General features: G+C 70.6%; 17 protein-coding genes and 1 riboswitch. Of the genes, 12 read left to right on the forward strand and 5 right to left on the reverse strand.

Annotated features, from left to right (window positions below; translation table 11 throughout):
• The first annotated feature begins 40 nt into the window (after window positions 1-40).
• Window positions 41-246, forward strand: a riboswitch (cobalamin riboswitch).
• A gap of 210 nt (window positions 247-456) precedes the next feature.
• Window positions 457-2736, forward strand: coding sequence for a 5-methyltetrahydropteroyltriglutamate--homocysteine S-methyltransferase (metE, locus tag LVB77_RS17870; RefSeq protein WP_232907410.1), 2280 nt, complete (start codon window positions 457-459; stop codon window positions 2734-2736).
• A 342-nt stretch (window positions 2737-3078) separates the two neighbouring features.
• Here metE and gap read toward each other — a convergent pair whose 3' ends face one another.
• Window positions 3079-4083, reverse strand: a complete 1005-nt coding sequence (gene gap / locus LVB77_RS17875; RefSeq protein WP_232907411.1) for a type I glyceraldehyde-3-phosphate dehydrogenase — start codon at window positions 4081-4083, stop codon at window positions 3079-3081.
• Window positions 4084-4349: 266 nt separating this feature from the next.
• Between gap and LVB77_RS17880 the strand changes: the two genes are divergently transcribed.
• The 7 genes from LVB77_RS17880 to LVB77_RS17910 all read left to right on the forward strand — a co-directional run bounded on the left by LVB77_RS17880 (window position 4350) and on the right by LVB77_RS17910 (window position 9596).
• A complete protein-coding gene (locus LVB77_RS17880) occupies window positions 4350-4976 on the forward strand; it encodes an OmpW family outer membrane protein (protein WP_232907412.1) in 627 nt (208 codons plus the stop codon).
• 106 nt (window positions 4977-5082) lie between these two features.
• Complete coding sequence (locus LVB77_RS17885) at window positions 5083-5874, forward strand: S1/P1 nuclease (protein ID WP_232907413.1); 792 nt, start codon at window positions 5083-5085, stop codon at window positions 5872-5874.
• Window positions 5875-5948: 74 nt separating this feature from the next.
• Window positions 5949-6812 (forward strand): MBL fold metallo-hydrolase, encoded by an 864-nt coding sequence (locus LVB77_RS17890; protein WP_232907414.1) that lies wholly within the window; start codon window positions 5949-5951, stop codon window positions 6810-6812.
• A gap of 133 nt (window positions 6813-6945) precedes the next feature.
• Window positions 6946-7341: a molybdopterin-dependent oxidoreductase gene (locus LVB77_RS17895; RefSeq protein ID WP_232907415.1), complete on the forward strand. Its 396-nt coding sequence runs from the start codon at window positions 6946-6948 to the stop codon at window positions 7339-7341.
• A gap of 128 nt (window positions 7342-7469) precedes the next feature.
• Window positions 7470-8255 (forward strand): molybdate ABC transporter substrate-binding protein, encoded by a 786-nt coding sequence (modA, locus tag LVB77_RS17900; RefSeq protein ID WP_232907416.1) that lies wholly within the window; start codon window positions 7470-7472, stop codon window positions 8253-8255.
• Window positions 8256-8268: 13 nt separating this feature from the next.
• Complete coding sequence (gene modB, locus LVB77_RS17905; RefSeq protein WP_232907417.1) at window positions 8269-8961, forward strand: molybdate ABC transporter permease subunit; 693 nt, start codon at window positions 8269-8271, stop codon at window positions 8959-8961.
• 11 nt (window positions 8962-8972) lie between these two features.
• Window positions 8973-9596 (forward strand): ATP-binding cassette domain-containing protein, encoded by a 624-nt coding sequence (locus LVB77_RS17910; protein ID WP_232910353.1) that lies wholly within the window; start codon window positions 8973-8975, stop codon window positions 9594-9596.
• Window positions 9597-9851: 255 nt separating this feature from the next.
• Here LVB77_RS17910 and LVB77_RS17915 read toward each other — a convergent pair whose 3' ends face one another.
• A complete protein-coding gene (locus LVB77_RS17915; protein WP_232907418.1) occupies window positions 9852-11618 on the reverse strand; it encodes a TonB family protein in 1767 nt (588 codons plus the stop codon).
• The gene (locus tag LVB77_RS17920; protein WP_232907419.1) at window positions 11605-11976 is read right to left on the reverse strand and encodes a BlaI/MecI/CopY family transcriptional regulator; all 372 of its coding nucleotides are present in this window, start codon (window positions 11974-11976) and stop codon (window positions 11605-11607) included. Before LVB77_RS17920 ends, LVB77_RS17915 begins: the two co-directional genes overlap by 14 nt.
• Before the next feature lie 85 nt (window positions 11977-12061).
• On the opposite strand from LVB77_RS17920, the gene LVB77_RS17925 reads away from it, so the two are divergent.
• The 3 genes from LVB77_RS17925 to LVB77_RS17935 all read left to right on the forward strand — a co-directional run bounded on the left by LVB77_RS17925 (window position 12062) and on the right by LVB77_RS17935 (window position 16059).
• Window positions 12062-13999, forward strand: coding sequence for an acetyl-CoA hydrolase/transferase C-terminal domain-containing protein (locus tag LVB77_RS17925; RefSeq protein ID WP_232907420.1), 1938 nt, complete (start codon window positions 12062-12064; stop codon window positions 13997-13999).
• 80 nt (window positions 14000-14079) lie between these two features.
• Window positions 14080-14772, forward strand: a complete 693-nt coding sequence (locus LVB77_RS17930) for a hypothetical protein (protein ID WP_232907421.1) — start codon at window positions 14080-14082, stop codon at window positions 14770-14772.
• 183 nt (window positions 14773-14955) lie between these two features.
• Window positions 14956-16059 carry a hypothetical protein gene (locus LVB77_RS17935; protein ID WP_232907422.1) on the forward strand — a complete coding sequence of 368 codons (1104 nt, stop codon included), beginning with the start codon at window positions 14956-14958 and terminating at the stop codon, window positions 16057-16059.
• Window positions 16060-16096: 37 nt separating this feature from the next.
• Here LVB77_RS17935 and LVB77_RS17940 read toward each other — a convergent pair whose 3' ends face one another.
• Window positions 16097-16435, reverse strand: coding sequence for a hypothetical protein (locus LVB77_RS17940; protein WP_232907423.1), 339 nt, complete (start codon window positions 16433-16435; stop codon window positions 16097-16099).
• A 335-nt stretch (window positions 16436-16770) separates the two neighbouring features.
• On the opposite strand from LVB77_RS17940, the gene LVB77_RS17945 reads away from it, so the two are divergent.
• A complete protein-coding gene (locus tag LVB77_RS17945; protein ID WP_232907424.1) occupies window positions 16771-17247 on the forward strand; it encodes a hypothetical protein in 477 nt (158 codons plus the stop codon).
• Window positions 17248-17256: 9 nt separating this feature from the next.
• On the opposite strand, the gene LVB77_RS17950 is transcribed toward LVB77_RS17945, so the two are convergent.
• Entirely contained in the window at window positions 17257-19353 is a 2097-nt protein-coding gene (locus tag LVB77_RS17950) for a tetratricopeptide repeat protein (RefSeq protein WP_232907425.1), read from the reverse strand.
• Window positions 19354-19459: the final 106 nt, after the last annotated feature.

Raw genomic sequence — 19459 nt, forward strand, 5'->3', positions numbered from 1 at the left:
GCAGCCGTCATGGTGAACATCGCTTCATAAAGATAAAGCGATGCAACAAATCGCTACCGGTTCGCGCCGGCGGCGGTTAGAGGGAATCCGGTACGGACTCGTCCAATTCCGGAGCTGCCCCGCAGCGGTATAGGGAACGACCTCCGTCAGGCACTGGGTGCGAATCCGGGAAGCGACGGACAGTAGGCGGCGTCTCATCGCGCCATGCCCCAAGCCCGAAGACCTGCCCTGACCGGAGGGTTCGCCCTCCGTACGACTCCGGCCCCGCAGGCCGGCGCGTGCATGCGGCCGTGGCCGCCTGCCCTCGCCGCGTCCGCGGGACCGGTTCGCCCGCGGGGGCGAAGGTCGAAGGCAGGTCGCGTTCCGGCGTCGTCGCATCCGCGACGCGCGGTCGTGCGCGCGTACCCGTCCTCCTTCGTTGCCCTGCTCATGCCCTTACGCATCGCAGGAGACATCATGATCAGCGTCACCCACCTCGGCTTCCCGCGCATCGGCGCGCGGCGCGAGCTCAAGCAGGCCCTGGAATCGTTCTGGAAAGGCGAGACCGCGGCCACCGACCTGCACGACACCGCGCGCGCGCTGCGTGCGCGGCACTGGCGACTGGCGCGCGACGCCGGCGCCGACGTCGTACCTTGCAACGACTTCTCGCTCTACGATCACGTGCTCGACACCGCACTGCTGTTCGACGCGGTGCCCGCGCCCTACCGCGAAACCCTGGACGCCGACCCGCTGGCCGGCTATTTCGCGCTCGCACGCGGCCTGCAGGATGCGTGCCACGACCTGCGTGCGCTGGAAATGACCAAGTGGTTCGACACCAACTACCACTACCTGGTGCCGCAGTTCGAGCGCGGCCAGCGCTTCGTCCTGCGCGGCGACAAGCCGCTGGCGGAACTGGCCGAGGCGCAGGCGCTGGGCCTGCAGGCGCGACCGGTGCTGCTGGGACCGGTGTCGCTGCTCAAGCTGGGCAAACGCAGCGATGGCGGCGATCCGCGCGAACTGCTGGACGCGTTGCTGCCCGCCTATGCCGAACTGCTCGCACGCTTGAAGATTGCAGGCGCGCAATGGGTGCAGCTGGACGAGCCCTGCCTGACGCTGGACCTCGACGACGCCGACCGCGCCGCCTATCGCCGCGCCTATGACGCGCTCGCCGGTGCGGATGCGCCCGCGCGGCTGCTCGCCAACTACTTCGGCGGCCTGGGCGACAACGCCGATCTGGCTGCGTCGCTGCCGGTGCAGGCACTGCACCTGGATCTGGTGCGTGCACCCGGTCAACTCGAAGCGCTGTTGCCGAAGCTGCCGGAGGATCGCGCGCTGAGCCTGGGCGTGGTCGACGGCCGCAACATCTGGCGCGCCGACCTCGATGCCGCGCTCAGCCTGGCGCGCCGCGCGGGCACGCGCGCGCGCTGGCTGGCGCCGTCGTGCTCGCTGCTGCACGTGCCGATCGATTTGAGCCTGGAGCGCAAGCTGCCGCCGCCGCTGCAGGCGTGGATGGCTTACGCACGGCAGAAGATCGAGGAGCTGCGCCTGCTCGCCGACACCCTCAGCGACGACGACCGCGCCGCCGACGCATTGGCGGCCGCGACCAGCGCGCGCGCCGCGCGGCTGGCCTCGCCGCTGCTGCGCGATGCGCAGGTGCGCGCCAGGCTGGCCGCGGTGACGCCGTCGATGACGCAGCGCGATTCGGCTTATGCGCAGCGCGCGCCGCTGCAGGCGCAGCGTCTGGCGCTGCCCGATTTCCCCACCACCACCATCGGCTCCTTCCCGCAGACCGCGCAGGTGCGACAGGCCCGTGCCGAGCACAAGGCCGGGCGCCTGGACGACGCCGGCTACCGCGCCTTTCTGGAACGCGAAACCGAACACTGCCTGCGCGAGCAGGAGGCGCTGGGCCTGGACGTGCTGGTGCACGGCGAGTTCGAGCGCAACGACATGGTCGAGTACTTCGGCGAGCAACTGGCCGGCTTCGCCTTCACCGCCCACGGCTGGGTGCAAAGCTACGGCTCGCGCTGCGTGAAGCCGCCGGTGCTGTACGGCGATGTCGCCCGCCCGCGCGCCATGACGGTGGACTGGGCGCGCTATGCGCAGTCGCTGACCGCGCGCCCGGTCAAGGGCATGCTGACCGGTCCGGTCACGATCCTGCAGTGGTCGTTCGTGCGCGACGACCAGCCGCGCGCCGACACCTGCCGCCAGATCGCTCTGGCCCTGCGCGAGGAGGTGCTGGATCTGGAGGCGGCCGGCATCGCGGTGATCCAGATCGACGAGCCGGCATTGCGCGAAGGCCTGCCGTTGCGCCGCGCCGATTGGCCCGCCTACCTGGCCTGGGCCGGCGAAGCCTTCCGTCTGGCCGCCAGCGGCGTCGGCGACGCGACCCAGATCCATACCCACATGTGCTACGCCGAGTTCAACGACATCATCGAGGCGGTGGCCGCGCTGGACGCCGACGTGATCTCGATCGAGACCTCGCGCTCGCGCATGGAGTTGCTGGACGCGTTCGTGCGCTACCGCTACCCCAACGGCATTGGTCCCGGCGTCTACGACATCCACTCGCCGCGCGTGCCCAGCGTGGACGAGATGCGCGGGCTGCTGGACAAGGCGCTGGACGTGCTGACGCCGGCGCAGCTGTGGGTGAATCCGGACTGCGGCCTCAAGACCCGCGGCTGGCCGGAAGTGCGCACGGCGCTACGGGCGATGGTGCAGGCCGCGGAGGGTCTGCGGGAGTCGGTGGCGGCTACGGCGTAGCCCGTTGAGTAAGTCGCGCGCGGGTGGAGCGAATCCCCCGCGCGCTCAAGTGAAATCAGGCTTCGCAGACGCAGCGCGAATTTCCGCTTGGTTCCCCCCTTTGAAAAAGGGGGCTAGGGGGGATTTGCTCGACCCGCGCGAGCAAAAGCAAATCCCCCGCGCGCTCAAGCGAGTACAGACCTCACAGACACGCGGCGCGCAGCCCCCTTTTTCAAAGGGGGCGAATTCGCACTTGCTTCCCTTTGAAGAAGGCAGTCGGGGGACTTGCTCCGACCGTGCAGCCCCCCCAAAAAAAAGCCCCGCGAACGCGGGGCTTTCTGGTACCGCTGCGATCGTCGCGGCTTACTTGCCCGCGACCACCTTGACCATTTCCAGGCACTTGTTGGAGTAGCCCCACTCGTTGTCGTACCAGCTCACCAGCTTGACGAAGGTGCCGTCCAGGGCGATGCCGGCGTCGGCGTCGAAGATCGAGGTGCGGGTGTCGCCGCGGAAATCGGTGGCGACCACCTTGTCCTCGGTGTAGCCCAGGATGCCCTTGAGCGCGCCTTCGCTCTGCGCCTTCATTTCCGCGCAGATCTCGGCGTAGGTCGCGTCCTTGTTGAGCTCGACGGTCAGATCGACCACCGACACGTCCGAGGTCGGTACGCGGAACGACATGCCGGTGAGCTTCTTGTTGAGCTCCGGGATCACCACGCCGACCGCCTTGGCCGCGCCGGTGCTGGACGGAATGATGTTCTCGAGGATGCCGCGGCCGCCGCGCCAGTCCTTGTTGGACGGGCCGTCGACGGTCTTCTGGGTGGCGGTGGCGGCGTGCACGGTGGTCATCAGGCCGCGCTTGATGCCCCACTTGTCGTTCAGCACCTTGGCCAGCGGAGCCAGGCAGTTGGTGGTGCACGAGGCGTTGGAGATGATGGCCTCGCCCTTGTAGGTCTTGTCGTTGACGCCGAAGACGAACATCGGCGTGTCGTCCTTGGACGGCGCCGACAGCACGACCTTCTTGGCGCCCGCGTCCAGGTGCTTCTGCGCGGTGGCCTTGTCCAGGAACAGGCCGGTCGATTCGATCACGACCTCCGCGCCGACCTCGTCCCACTTGAGGTTGGCCGGGTCGCGCTCCTGGGTCAGGCGGATCTTCTGACCGTTGACGATCAGGGTGTTGCCCTCGACCGCGATGTCGCCCTTGAAGCGGCCGTGCACGGAGTCGTACTGGAGCATATAGGCCAGGTAGTCCGGCTCCAGCAGGTCGTTGATCGCGACGATCTCGATCTCGCCGCCGAAATTCTGCACCGCCGAGCGCAGCACGTTGCGTCCGATGCGGCCGAAACCGTTGATGCCTACCTTGATCGCCATTTCTGCAAACTCCTGGGCCCGCACACGCGGCTGGGATGGGAAACCGCCATTCTAGCAAACGCCGCCTCCGGCCCCGGCCTGGAACCGCCCGGCGGGGCCCTGGGAGCCCGCCAGCCCCTGGCCCGCGGGGGCCCCCTGGCCGCCGGCGATATTGCAACGCCTGTCAAGGACGGGCAGGATTCGGCACACATAGAGTGTATGGCGATCCAAGCCGGATCACGCCGAGCACCGCTCAAACCAGCTCGATCCAACAGGGGATTCAAGGAATGAACAAGCGTACTTACGGTGGCGCGCTCGCCGCCCTCGCCCTGGCTTGCCTGTCGCAGCCCGTCCTGGCCCAGTCGGCCGGCACCTGGAGCGTCGGGGTCGGGGCCCATCAGGTCAAGCCCACCTCGGACAACGGCAGCGTGCTGGACGGCGACTTCGATCTGGACATCAGCGAGAACGCGCAGCCGACGGTGACGTTCGAGTATTTCATCCGCAACGACCTGGGCATCGAGGTACTGGCCTCGATCCCGTTCGAGCACGACATCGACATCGTCGACGTCGGCCGCGTCGCCACCACCAAGCAGCTGCCGCCGACGGTGACCCTGCAATACCACTTCAACAGCCGCGGCATGGTCTCGCCGTTCGTCGGCGCGGGCATCAACTACACCCTGTTCTTCAGCGAGAAGACCAGCGGCGCGCTCGAAGGCACCACGATCAAGCTCAAGGACTCCTGGGGCCCGGCCGCGCATGCCGGCGTAGATTTCATGATCGGCGAAAGCGGCGCGATCCGCGTCGACGTGCGCTGGATGGACATCGACACCGACGTCGAGGTCAACGGCGTCAAGATCGGCACCGCGCAGATCGACCCGCTCGCCTACGGCGTCGCCTACGTCTACCGCTTCTGAGTCCGCGGCCGGCCACGCCGGCAACGGCGAACCGACACACGCGGCACCGTCGCCACCGCCGATCGGCGGCCGGCGACGGCGCCGGCTCCGGTAAAGTGACGGGATGATGCGCGCCCTCTCCCTCGCCCTGCTGTTGCTGCTGCCGATCGATGCCCTGGCCTGGGGCACGTTGGGCCATCGTCTGGTCGCTTTGCTGGCCTGGGACGAACTCGACCCGGCCGTGCGCCGCGACATCGACGCGCTGCTGGTCGGCGAGCCCGACCCCAGCCTGGCCGGCATCGCCAACTGGGCCGACGAGCTGCGCGCCCACGATCCCGACCTGGGCCGGACCAGCGCCAAGTGGCATTACGTCAACCTCGGCGAGGACGGCTGCGTCTATCGGCCCGAACGCGACTGCCCCAACGGCGCCTGCGTGGTCGCGGCGATCGACGACCAGACGCGGATCCTGGCTAACCGCGATCTTCCGCGCGAGCAACGCCTGCAGGCTTTGAAGTTCGTCGTCCACTTCGTCGGCGACGCGCACCAGCCGCTGCACGCCGGCTACGCCCACGACAAGGGCGGCAACGACGTGCAGATCCAGTTCGACGGCCGCGGCAGCAACGTCCACCAGCTGTGGGACAGCGGCATGCTCAACGCCGCCGGCCTGGACGAGGACGCTTGGCTGCGACGCCTCAAGGCCTTGCCGCTGACGGTGGAACTGTCGCAGCCGGCCTTGCCGCCGGATTCGGCCGGCTGGGCGGAAGCCTCGTGCCGGATCGCGACGCAGCCGGGTTTTTATCCCGCCAAGGCGACGGTCGACGCCGAATACGTGCAGACTTGGCGTCCCGAGGCCGAAGCCCAGTTGCGCCGGGGCGGCACCCACCTGGCCGCGCTGCTCAACGCCGCACTGAAGCGCTGAGCGCCCTACACGCCGCCGCGCCGCTCACGGCGCCGGCGCACGAATCGCACGGACGCCCCAGCAAGAGGAATCCGATGTCCCCGCAGGTGCAGTCTTTCCATCATGCCGACACCGGGACCTGGAGCTACCTGGTGATCGACCCGGCGACGTCGCAGGCCGCGATCGTCGATCCGGTGCTCGATTACGACGCCCGCTCCGGCCGCACCGGCGGTACGTCCGCGCAGGCGATCCTGGACGCCGCCGGCGCCTGCGGCGCGGACGTGCGCTGGCTGCTGGAAACGCACGCGCACGCCGACCACCTCAGCGCGGCGGACTGGCTGAAGCAACGCCTGCCGCAGGCGCGCATCGCGATCGGCCGGCGCATCCGCGAGGTGCAGCGCACCTTCGTGCCGGTGCTGGGCCTGGACGCCAAGGTCGTCGCCGACGGCAGCCAGTTCGACCATCTGTTCGAAGACGAGGAAGAGTTCGCGATCGGCGACTTGCGTGCGCGCACCATCGCCGTGCCCGGTCACACCCTGGACAGCCTGGCCTACCTGATCGGCGACGCCGTGTTCGTCGGCGATTCGCTGTTCATGCCCGACAGCGGCACCGCGCGCTGCGATTTCCCCGGCGGCGACGCGGCCATGCTCTACGCCTCGATCCGGCACCTGTACGAGTTGCCCGACTCCACCCGCGTCTACGTCTGCCACGACTACGGCCCCAACGGCCGCGCGCCGCTGTGCGAGAGCAGCATCGGCGAACACAAGCGCGCCAATATCCACGTGCGCGCCGATACCGCCGAAGCCGATTTCGTGCACATGCGCGAGGCCCGCGACGCGACCCTGGCGGTGCCGGCGCTGATCCTGCCGGCCCTGCAGGTCAACCTGCGCGCGGGCGCCCTGCCCGAGGCCGAGGACAACGGCGTGCGCTACCTGAAGATCCCGCTCAACCAGCTCTGAGGCCGCCATGCACCCGAACCGCACCCCGCTCGCGATCGCCGTCCTCTGCCTGGGGCTGTGCTGGGCCGCGAGCGGCGCGGCCGCAGAGACGGCGAAGAGTCCGCACGCGCACGCCTCCGATCCGCCGCAACGCATGGCGCCAGTCGACGTGGCCCTGGATGCGGACCGCCTCGCCGCCCTGCCGCGCGTGACCGCCGTCGGCAGCGCGCACGGCAAAACCCTGAGCTGCGAGGGCGTGTCGCTGGCCGCGCTGCTGCGCGCCTCCGGCGCGATGCCGGCCGAACCGCTGCGCGGCGCGCAGCTCGCACGCGTGGTGGTGATCTCGGCGCGCGACGGCTACCGCGCCGCCTACTCGCTGGCCGAACTCGACGCCAGCCTGGGCGCGCGCGAGGTGGTGCTGACCAACCGCTGCAACGGCGCCGCGCTGGACGCCGACGACGGCCCCTGGCGCCTGATCGCGCCGGGCGAATCGCGTCCCGCGCGCTGGGTACGCCAGGTCGAGTCGATCCGGGTGATCGACGCGCCTTGAGGCGAGACGTGAGCGCAGAGGAGTGAGCGGCGAACGCTGCAACGCCGCACCGGACGCTCCTCACGCCTCTACGCTCACTCCTGCCTTTCACGTTACGCTGCCCCAGTCCCCCGCACCGGAGCTCCCCCATGCTGCTGTCGCGTCGCCGCTGGCTCTCCGCGCTGTGCGCCCTGGGCCTGTCGCTGTCGGTCGCCCACGCCGCGCCGCCCAAGCCCGCACCGATCACCGTGTTCGCCGCCGCCAGCCTGAAGGAATCGCTGGACGAGGCCGCGGTCGCCTACGAGGCCCAAACCGGGCAGCCGCTGCGCGTGTCCTACGCCGCCAGTTCGGCGCTGGCGCGGCAGATCGAGCAGGGCGCGCCGGCCGACGTGTTCCTGTCCGCCGATCTGGACTGGATGGACTACCTGCAGCAGCGCAAGTTGGTCGACGAAGCCAGCCGCCGCAACCTGCTGGGCAACACGTTGGTGCTGGTCGCGCCCGCGTCCAGCCCGGCCAAGCCGCTGCAGCTCAAGCCCGGCGTCGACTTGCGTCCCTTGCTCGGCGACGGCCGCCTGGCCCTGGCCCTGACCGCGAGCGTGCCGGCGGGCAAGTACGCGCGCGCGGCGTTCGAATCGCTGGGCGTGTGGACGCAGCTGCAGCCGCGCGTCGCCGAGGCCGAGAACGTGCGCGCGGCGCTGATGCTGGTCGCGCGCGGCGAGGCGCCGCTGGGCGTGGTGTACGCCAGCGACGCGCGCGCCGAACCGAAGGTGCGCGTGCTGGCGACCTTCCCCGCCGACAGCCATCCGGCGATCGTCTACCCGGTCGCGCGGCTGCGCGCGAGCACGCACCCGCAGGCGGCCGCGTTCGTGCGCTGGCTGCGGACCGCGCCCGCGGCGACGCTGTTCCGCCGCCACGGCTTCAGCGTGCTGAAGTAAACGCGAAGCGCGCATGTTCGACTTCAGCCCGGCCGAGCTGACCGCGATCGGCCTCAGCCTCAAGGTCGCCGGCGTGGCGGTGCTGGCCAGCCTGCCGCTGGGCATCGCGACGGGATGGCTGCTCGCGCGCATCCGCTTCCCGGGCAAGTTGTTGCTGGACGCGCTGCTGCATCTGCCGCTGGTGCTGCCGCCGGTGGTGACCGGCTACGTGCTGCTGATCCTGTTCGGCCACCAGGGCGCGATCGGCCGCTTCCTGTCCGACCACTTCGGTTTCAGTTTCGCGTTCCGCTGGACCGGCGCCGCGCTGGCCTGCGCGATCATGGGTTTTCCGCTGATGGTGCGCGCGATCCGCCTCTCGATCGAGGCCGTCGACCGCCGTCTCGAACAGGCCGCGGCGACCTTGGGCGCGAACCCATGGCGGGTGTTCTTCGGCATGACCCTGCCGCTGGCGCTGCCGGGCGTGATCGCCGGCGCGGTGCTGGCCTTCGCCAAGGCTCTGGGCGAATTCGGCGCCACCATCACCTTCGTGTCCAACATTCCCGGCGAGACCCAGACCCTGTCGTCGGCGATCTACGGCATGTTGCAGGTGCCCGGCGCCGAGTCGGGGCTGTGGCGGCTGACCGTGGTCGCGGTGGCGATCTCGTTCGGCGCGGTGTTGCTGTCGGAATGGCTGGTGCAGCGCCAACGTCGCGAGCGCGCCGCATGAGCGAGGCGCCGCTGCACGTGCTGGATTTCACCCTGCGCCGCGGCGCGTTCGAGCGCAGCGTCGGCATCCGCAGCACGCAGCGCGTGATCGCCCTGGTCGGCGAATCCGGCGCCGGCAAGACCTCGCTGCTGCACGCGATCGCCGGCCTGCTGCGGCCGCAGCGCGGGCGCATCGAGATCGGCGGCCGCTGCTTGTTCGACGCGCAGGCCGGGATCGATCTGCCCGCGCATCGGCGTCGGATCGGCTACGTATTCCAGGACGCGCGCCTGTTTCCGCACCTGGACGTGCGCCGCAACCTGCTCTACGGCCTGCGCGGCGAGGCGCGCGCGGCGCCGCGTTTCGAACTCGATGCCATCGTCGACCTGCTGGGCATCGGCGCCCTGCTGCCGCGCTCCACCGCCGGCCTGTCCGGCGGCGAGATGCAGCGCGTCGCCCTGGGCCGGGCCTTGCTGTCGCAGCCGCGGATCCTGCTGCTGGACGAACCGCTGTCGATGCTGGACATGAACCGCCGCGACGAGTTGCTGCCCTACCTGCAGCGGGTACGCGACGAGGTCGCGCTGCCGATGATCTACGTCAGCCACTATCCCGACGAAGTGAAGCGCATCGCCGACGAGGTGCATGTGGTCGGGGACTGAGCGCGAGCCTTGCGCTTTGGATTGGAGCTTTGGATTCGAGCGTTGATTTCAGCTTCGGGCTTCGACGATCTTACGGACGCAGTAGGCAGCCAAGTCACGTCCGCCCCTCCAACCGCCGTCATTCCGGCGCAAGCCGGAACCCATTTTGACGTGCGCGCATAGCTGGCGGCATGGGCTCGCCAAGCAAAATCACAATGGGTTCCGGCTTGCGCCGGAATGACGGGATGATGGAACCATCATCCGCACTCGTTGCCCTTACTGCCCCACGCGTATCGCATCCAGCGTAGCCGCGCCGCCGGCGCCGGCCGGCGTGAGCCTCAGCTCGACCGCGTCGTCGGCGACGGCGCCCGCGTCATGGGCGAACTCCACCGGCACCTGCACCCGCGACGCCACCGCCTTGCCGCCGCGCACCGCCGGTTCGAAGCGCCATTGGCGCGCGGCCTCCACGGTGCTCGCGTCGAGTTCGGCGTCGCCGGAGCTGCGCGCCAGTTTGACCTCCTCGGCGCGACCGTCGCTGCCGACCAGGATATCCAGCAGCACCCGCCCTTCGACTTTGCGATCCTTCGGATACGGCGGCGGGCTGAGGGCGCGGTAGGCGGCGACATCGTGGTCGGCCGCGGGCGTGGCCGGCGTCGCCAGCACCGCCGGCATCGCCTTGGCGGCAGGCGCCGGTCGGGCCGTCGCCGCGGGTGCGGCGCCGGGAGCGATGCCGCGCGCCGATACCGGTGCCGGACCGGGCGCGGCTGTTGGTGCCGGCCGCGCCGCCGACGTGGCAGCCTCCGCCGCGCCGCCGCTGATCGTGACCTTCAGATCGAACCCTTTCAGCATCTGCGCATCGCGCGAACCTTTCACGCTGCCGATGGTGATGCGCGCCTGCTCGCCGTTACGCACCTTCAGCGTCGGCTGGCCGATCACCGCGCCGCTGCGCTGCACGGTGGCCTGCAACAGCAGCATGCCGTCGCCGGCCGGCGTTACGCGGCCGCGCAGCGACCACGGCGTGCCGGCGTCGTGGCCGTCGACGGCGAAATCCTCGCCGTAGCGCTCGAGCACGCGGAAGCGGCTGACGTCGCTGTCGTCCACCCGGACCTCCAGCTCGACCCAGGCATGATCCGCGGCCGCGGCCACCAGCCGCTTGGGTTGCGCGCTCCACGCCAGCGCGCCGGTGGCGGCGGCCAGCAGGCCGACCAGAACGGCGCCGGCCAGCCAGCGCTTCCTCGATACCTGTGCTTGTTTCAGCATTTCGATCCTCTCCTTGAGTGGATGGCTGTAGCCCCAATGGCAGCCCAGGGGCGCGGGGCGCGACGCCAGCAGGGTCTTGAGCATGGCCTCGCCGTAGGCACGGCGCGCACGCGGGTGGCGGCCGATCACGCGCGCGTCGCAGGCCAGTTCCTGGTCGTGGCGGTAGTGGCGCGCGGCGTAGTGCAGCAACGGGTTGAACCAGTACAGACAGCGCAGCAACGCGACCGCGGCATTGCACTGCAGATCGCCGCGCACGATGTGCTGGCGTTCGTGCTCGCGCATCAGCCCCTGTTCCTGTGCGCTGTAGCGGCTGTCGAAATCCTGCGGCACCACCACCGTGGGGCGCAGCAGGCCGATCGCGGCCGGCAGGCCGGCGACGGCGTCGGCCTGGTGCAAACCGTCCTCGCGCTTGCGCAGCGTTCCCAGCGCGCGCACGAAACGGCGCTGCTGCACCAGCAATACCGCCGCCGTCGCGAGCGCGCCGGCCAGCCACAAGGCCAAGGCCAGCGCGGGCCACGGCAGCGACGCGGGCGTTGGCGCGACGACGGGGCCGCCCGTCTGCAGCAACAGCGCCGCCAGACGCGGCGAGGCGGGCACCGCCACCGTCGCGGCCGGCAACAGCACCGCCAGCATCGCGACCGGCACCACGGCCCATAGCGCGTAGGCGGCGCCGGCGCCGAAGCGCTGCCGCCACGGCCGCCGCACCAGCAGCACCAGCGCGATCGCGGCACTGCCGGCCAGCGCGGTTTCCGCCAGTGCGCTCAGGATCTCAACGCTGCTCATCGTCCAGCTCCTCCAGCAGCTTGCGCAGTTCGGCGATGTCCTTGCGGCTGAGCTTGCGCTGCTCGCTGAAGTGCGCCACCAGCGGCGCGACGCGGCCGTCGAACAGGCGCTGCAGCAGGCCCTGGCTTTCCTCCAGCACCCAGTCCTCGCGCTTGAGCACCGGCGCGTACAAATACCGCCGCCCCTGCTTCTGCGCGCGCACCGCGCCCTTGTTCAAGAGCCGGTTGAGCAAGGTCTTGATGGTCGCCTCCTGCCAGTCCTGGCGCTGCGCCAAGGCCGCGACCACGTCCTCGGCGGCGAGCGGATGCTCGCGCCAGAGCACGTCCATCACCACCGATTCGGCTTCGCTGATCTGCATCGTTTACATCCGTAATTTTTCTTGAGATTACACCCGTAATCGTCAATGTCAAGCGGTCCACGCCGCCGGTGCGATACTCCGTGGCATGACCGCGCCCGCCCGTTACGACCACCTCGACGACGCCGTCGATTTCCTGCTTGCCCGCACCCAGGGCGCGCTGCACCTGGGCGCCCCGCTGGGCCTGGGCAAGCCGCACCGGCTGTTGAACGCGATCTACGCGCGCATGCAGGCCGATCCCTCGCGCCCGCTGCACTTGTACACGGCGCTGTCGCTGGACCCGCCGGGCCCCGGCAAGGGTCTGGAAGGGCGCTTCATCGGGCCGTTCGCGAGCCGCCATTTCGGCGACGACTATCCGCGCCTGGCTTACGTGGCCGCGCTCAAGCGCGACGCCCTGCCTGCGCACATCGAGATCGAGGAGTTCTACCTGCAATCCGGCGCCTTGCTGCATTCGCCGCCGGCGCAGCAACGCTACGCCAGCCTCAACTACACCCACGTCGCGCGCGCGCTGGCCGACCGCGGCGTCAACGCCATCGTGCAGAAGGTCGCGTGCCGCGACGGCGATGCGCGCCTGTCGCTGTCGTGCAACACCGACCTCACCCAGGACGCGGTCGATGCGATCGTCGCGCGCGGCCTGCCGCGCCCGCTGCTGATCGCCGAAGTCGACCCGGAGCTGCCCTGGCTGGGCGGCAGCGCCACCGTCGCCGAGGAGTACTTCGACGCGGTGGTGACGCCGCCGGGTCCGCATCCGAAGCTGTTCGGCCTGCCGCGCCAGCCGGTCACCGATGCCGACTACGCGATCGGTTTCTACGCCAGCACCCTGGTGCCCGACGGCGGCACCCTGCAGATCGGCATCGGCGCGCTGGCCGATGCGCTGTGCCACGCGCTGGCGCTGCGTCACGCCGACAACGCCGGCTATCGGCGCGTGCTGGCGGCGTTGGATCCCGAACTGGCCCGGCGCGAGGACCTGACGCCGTTCGCGGTCGGCCTGTACGGCTGCAGCGAGATGATCAACGAAGGCTTCCGCCGCCTGGTCGAAGTCGGCGTGATCCGGCGCAAGGTGGTGGACGACGAAGCGCTGATGCGCCGGCTCGCCGACGGCAGCGCCGACGACGCCGACCGCGCCGTGCTGGAACGCGACGGCGAGTATCTGCACGGCGGCTTCTATCTGGGCTCGCCGGAGTTCTACGAGTGGCTGCGGCGCCTGCCCGAGGACCAGCGCCGCGGCATCGGCATGCGCCGCATCAGCGAGGTCAACGAGCTCTACGGCGGCCACGAGGCGCTGGAACGCCTGCAGCGCCGCGACGCGCGCTTCTTCAACACCTGCATGATGGCCACCGCGCTGGGCGCGGCCGTGTCCGACGGGTTGGCCGACGGCCGCGTGGTGTCGGGCGTGGGCGGGCAGTACAACTTCGTCGCGATGGCGCACGCCCTGCCCGACGCGCGCTCGGTGCTGATGCTGCGCGCGACCCGCGAGGCCGGCGGCCGGACCAGCTCCAACCTGGTCTGGAACTACGGCCACACCACCATCCCGCGCCACCTGCGCGATCTCTACATCAGCGAGTACGGCATCGCCGACCTGCGCGGCCGCGCCGACGAGGACTGCGTGCTGGCGATGGCGGCGATCGCCGATGCGCGCTACGCCGGCGGGCTGCTGGACACCGCCCGCGACGAAGGCAAGCTGCGCGCCGATTACCGCACCGCCGCACCGGCTCGGCGCAACACGCCCGAGGCGCTGCGCGCGGCATTGGCGCCGCTGCGGCGCGACGGCCTGCTGCCCGACTACCCGCTGGGCAGCGACTTCGATGCGGTCGAGCAACGCCTGGTGCGCGCGCTGGGCTGGTTGAAGGGCGCCACCGCCAGCCGCGGAGGCAAGCTGGCCACCGTCGCGCGCGCGATCGCCGGCGGCGGCAGCGACGACGCCCAGGCGCTGCGACGCATGGCCCTGGATGCGCCGTCCGGACTGGGCGAAAGGCTGCTGGCGCGGCTGCTGGGACTGGCGCTGCGCGAAACCCGCCAGCCCTGAGCGAACCCGCCGCCGGCCGCTCCGTAGCGAGGCCGGCGGCGCATATACTCCCCATTCCATCAGCCCTGGGGAGGCGCGCGATGTCGGCCGAGAACGTCTACAAGCATTTCTATCGCACCATGCGCCTGGGCGCGGCCGAACTCAGCGACGACGGCGGGCCGTTCGGTTTCGACATCACCACCGCGCTGGAATTCGACTATCTGATCGAACGCTACCAGTGCGACGCGATCATCGAGACCGGTTCCAACGTCGGCGACACCACCGAGTACCTCGCGCGCACCTATCCGCACCTCAACATCGTCACCTGCGACGTGGTCGACCGCTACGTGGACCTGGTCAAGCGCCGCGTCGGTTTCATGCCGCATACCCATGTCGAGAAGCTGGATTCGCCCGAGCTGATCGCCAAGTTCCGCGACCAGTTCCGCTGCCCGCTGTACTACCTGGATGCCCACTGGTACGAGGCCTGGCCGCTGGAACGCGAGCTGGCGCTGATCGAGAACGGCGTGGTCTGCGTGGACGACTTCAACATCGGCCATCCGCGCTTCGGTTTCGACAGCTACGAAGGCGTGGAATGCGGCCCGCAGATGCTGAGCCGCTTCATCGACAAGATTCCGGCCTACTACACCAACAACCCCGAGGCGCAGCACGAGCTGCCCTGCCTGCAGCCGGGGCGCCGCGGCGGCAAGGCCTACTTCGCGATCGGCCAGCGCCACGACCATCTGCGCCATCACGGCTACTTCAAGCGCTACGACACGCCGCGTCCGGCGGGCTGAGCCGGCGCGGCGCCTGCGTCCGCGCGATCACGCTCGCGTTCATCCTGCGCGCGCGATCATGGCGGAGCCGGCCGCCAGGCGATCCTCGGAACCGGGCGCCGGCCATGCGGTCCCACCCCATGCCGCCCGATGCGAGCCACGCGGTCGCCGGGCGGCCGCAACCGTAATCAGGACGAGCAAGGCATGTCGAAAAGGTGGCTGTTCGGATCGGTGCTGTTGTCGCTGTGCGTGCTGGCGGGCTGCCAGCGGCCGGCGCAGTCCGATGCGAAGGGCGAGGAGGCGGTCACCATGGGCGATCAGTCCGGAGACCGTTCCGCCGCGCCGGCGCGCGAGCCGCCATCGGGCAAGGCCGACGGGCTCAAGGGCACCTACTGGCCGCCCGCGCAACTCGACGCCGGCGAGGCCTCGATCAGCTGCGAGTACGACTACGCCCAGCACGGCGACGGCGAGCCGCTGACCTCGCTGGAATTCTTCAGCCTGGTCGACGCGCTGCGCGACTGCCAGCCGCGCGGCATGGTGCGCGTGCGCTACCGCGGCAAGATCGGCGCCGGCTTCACCGCCCTGGTCCAGCGCGTGGCGGCGATGGCCGACCGCATGGAGATTCCGACCCGCATCCTCGACCTGGACTCGACCGGCGGCCACGTCGAGGAAGCGATCCGCGCCGGCGACTCGATCGCCGAATCGCGCTGGGCGATCTGGATCCGCGAGGATTCGCAGTGCCACAGCGCCTGCGTGCTGGTGCTGGCCGCGGGCGACACCCGCTCGATCTCGGGCAAGGTCGGCATCCATCGCCTGATCCGCGACCGCTCCACCGCGACCTCGCGCGCCGAACTCAGCGCCGAACTGCGTGCGATCAACGGCCAGGTGCGCGACTACCTGGAGCGCAACGGCGTCGCCACCGCGGTCGCCGACCAGATGATGACGGTCGCCAACCGCGACCTGCGCATCCTCAGCGAGGCCGAACTGAAGGAATACGGTTTGGCCGGCACCAACGCGGCCCAGGACGATCTGGACCGGATCCGGATCGGGCGCAAATGCGGCGAAGACTTCATGCGCCGCCGCGACGCGTTCCGGCGCGATTTCGACAAGCAGTGCATGCAGGTGGGCCAGGCCTTCGAGGCCATGGCCGAATGCGGGCTGTCGTTGCGCCAGCGCTACGGTTTCCCCGACGCGCGCTGCGCGCAGGACAGCCCGATGTCCGAGTACGACCGCTATCCCGGCCGTCTCGAGACCGACGAGCCGTCGCCGCAACGCGTGAGCGTGCACGGCGAACGGCCCGCCGATTGACCGCGGCCGCGAACGGCGCGCGATCCCCCCAACGCGGTTACATCGGCGAGCAGTCGGTCCAGCCGGCGACGCCGCCGACGGCGTTCATTTCCGCGATCAGGGCGCTGTGGCAGCTCTGGTACGAATTGCCGAAGACCTCGTGACCGGTGCGGAAGGTGGTGCCGACCTCGCCGATGTGTTCGATGCCGTCGCCCCAGACGGTGTACTGGGTGTAGTAGCTGCCGCGCCAGGTGCCGGTGCTGGGGCCGACCGGGTCGTCGCGGTCGTGGATGACGCGGCCCGGCACGCCGTTGGCGGCGCTGGCGGGTTCGGCGACCAGGGCGGTGCCGAGCAGCAGCGTGGTCATCAGGGCCAGGTTGAAGGCTTTGAGGTTCATATCGGTCTCCGGGTTTGGCCGCCATGGCAACGGCGGCGGACGCTAGCGATGCCGGCGACGGCGCGCCCTAGGGTGGCGAGCCGCCGCTGACGGGGCGAGTCCACGCTAGGTCCCGGGGCGACGCGCGGCCAGTACGCGACCGGGACGAAACCGGACCGCGGCGGGAACGAATCGCCAGCGGCGAATCGCCAGCGCCGCCGGGCCGCGACCTGCCCGCTTCGGAAAATCAATCGCTTGGCGCGGATTCGTGCCCCGTTTGTGCCCCCGAAAGCGTTGGAGCCGCGGGGGCGGCGCCGCCTACACTGGGAGCCGTCATCCACTCACGCGACCGGACCATGACGCGCCATCTGCCCTGCCTGCTCGGCCTGAGCCTGTTGTTCGCCCATAGCGCCCATGCCCACGATCCGCTGGCCAAGAACAAGGCCTGGTGCGCCGATCCGACCACCTCGCCGAAGATCGTCAGCACCTTCAGCATCGCGCCGGTGGCGCTGTCGCAGTACCGCGCCGAACACGCCCCGCTGCTGGGCCAGAGCGCCGAGGGCTACTGCGTGCCGGAGAAGACCTGCGGCATCGTCGACGAGTGGTTCTGGGCCAACGAGGCGGCGCACGACCAGTGCTCGGCGCTGGGCGTGAAGTCGGCGACGGGCTCCGGACAGACGCCGATGCCCTTCGTCGACCATCCCGCGGACTTCAATCCCGACAACGCCTCCCACCACGACCTGTACCGGTTCAAGGACGGCAACCTCAGCGGCGTGTGCGTGGTCTGCGTCGACAACCGCTTGCCGCCGGAGCTGGCGGCGCCGGATCGCTGAAAGCAGGACTCAGACCAGCGCGCGGCGGCGGGTGTAGGCCAGCGCCGCGTCGACGCGGGCCTGCAGAGCGTCGCGCTCGGCCGCTTCCATCGTGCAATGCCCAAGCACGTAGTAGGCCGAACGCAGCACGTCGCGCCAGCGCGGCTGACGCGGCAGCTTCGACAGGGCCAGGTAACGTTCCATCGCACGCGCACGCAGTCGCCCGTCGTCGACGGTCACGCGCCAGATGCGGCTGCGTTCGGCCAGCTCCAGGCGGCTGCTGCCGGTGCTGCGCTCCCAGGTCTCGACCACCGCCAGCATCAACTCCACCAGCGCGCGGCGGAAATCCTCGCGCATGCGCGCCTCGTGGGCGGGATCGTCGGCGGGCGCTTCGGTGTCGGCGGCAGGCTCGGCGAAGGCCGCCATCGGCACCGCGCCGGCGTCGCGCAGCCCGAGCACGATCAGACCGTCGCCGCGCTGCCACGGCGTAAGCTGCGCCTGCAGGGCGCCGGGCACGCCGCGGCGTGCGAAGCCCAGCGTCTGCGCGCTCGCATCCTCCATGCCCTCCAACGCCGCGCTCCAGCGCTCGCGGTCGGCGTCGTCCACGTAGTCGGTGAAGGCGTGCCCCACCGGCGATCGCGCGCCGGCATCGATCAGCTCGCAGGCGGCGCGGTTGGCGGCCAGCACCTGGCCTTCGGCGTCGATCAGGCAGACCGCGTCCTCGCGGCTGTCCAGCAGCGCCTGCAACAGGCTGCGGTCCTCGGCCAGGGCGTCGGCCTCGCGGCGGTAGCGCGCCAGGGCTTCTTCCTCGCGCACCGTGCGCGCGGCTTCGAGCAGGCGCGTGCGCTGGCGCCGGCGCATCCATAGCAGGCCGACCGCCAGGGCCGCGGCCAGGCTCGCGGCCAGGGTCAGCCACAGCCACAGGGTGCGCTGGCGCAGTTCGCCGCGGCGCACGCGGTTTTCGCTTTCCAGCGCGGCGATGGTGCGGTCGCGCTCGGCGGTTTCGAAACGCGTGCGCAACCAGCCCAGCTGACGGTCCTGTTGGGCGCGGCTGAGCACGCGCTCCTGTTCGTGCGCGCTACGCAAGGTCGCGATGGCGGCGCCGCGATCGCCGGCGGCTTCCTGCGCCAGCGACAGTTCTTCCAGCAGCGCGATGCGTTCGACGTCGCCCTCCGGCAGCGCCGCGAGCGCGCCGCGCAGGCGCGCGACGGCGGCGTCGGCGCGGCCTTCCATGCGTTCGCTGCGCGAGATCTGCAGTTGCAAGCCGGCCGGCAGGCTCAGCTTGTGTTCCTCGGCGATGATCAGCGCGGCCTGCCGCCACTGCCGCGCCTGGGCGAGATCGGCGCGCGCCAGCGCGGCGCGCATCAGGCCGGCGTACACGCGCAGTTCGTAGGCGCGATTGCCGGCCTGGCGGTAGGTCTGCAGGGCGTCCTGCAGCCAGCGCTGGGCTTGCGCCGCGTCGTCGCGGTCCAGGCTCAACTCGGCCAGGCTTTCCAGCACGTGGCCGGCCTCGACGCGGTCGTCCTGCGCCTGGAACGCCGCCAGCGCCTCGCGGTAGTGGCGGATCGCCTCGTCGGGTTCGTCCAGTTCGCGGTAGACGTCGGCGATGTTGTTTAGCACCGCGCCGCCGACCTCGCCGCGCGCGCGTTGCATGCGCAGGCTTTCGGTCAGGCTGCGCAAGGCGCCGCGGAAATCGCCGAGCCGGCGCAGGGCGCTGCCGATGTTGCGAAGGTCGCGCGCGATCGCCTCGCTGTCGGCGTGCGCGGTCGACAGCTTGAGCGCGCATTCGAAGCGGCCCAGGGCATCGGGGATCAGTTCGCGCCGATAGGCGAGCACGCCGCGCTGGCGCACCAGTTCGTAGCGCAGTTTCCAATCGGAGGCGTCGGCGATCGTCGACTGCGCGCAGTCCAGCGCGCGCTGCGCTTCGTCGAAGCGGCCGCCACCGATGCGTTCGCGCGCCTGCGCCAGCAAGGCCTCGGCGGTGGCGGCGCCGCCGGCGCTCGCGGGTACGCCCAGGCGGCGCGGACAGACCGTCGGGTCGGGCAAGACGCGCGGCGCTTGCTCGCGGTCGCAGACCACCTGCGGCGGCGCCGCCGAAGCGACGCCAGCGATGAGCAGCCACAGCATCGCGCAGCACGGGAGCAGCGAACGCCGCGCGCTGCGCGGCGGTGCCGACGTCCGTGCCGCGGCCGCGATCAAATGCCGCGCCCCGATGCCGCCGCTTCGATCCGCA

This window comes from Lysobacter sp. 5GHs7-4, from assembly GCF_021284765.1.
Taxonomy (GTDB): domain Bacteria; phylum Pseudomonadota; class Gammaproteobacteria; order Xanthomonadales; family Xanthomonadaceae; genus Lysobacter.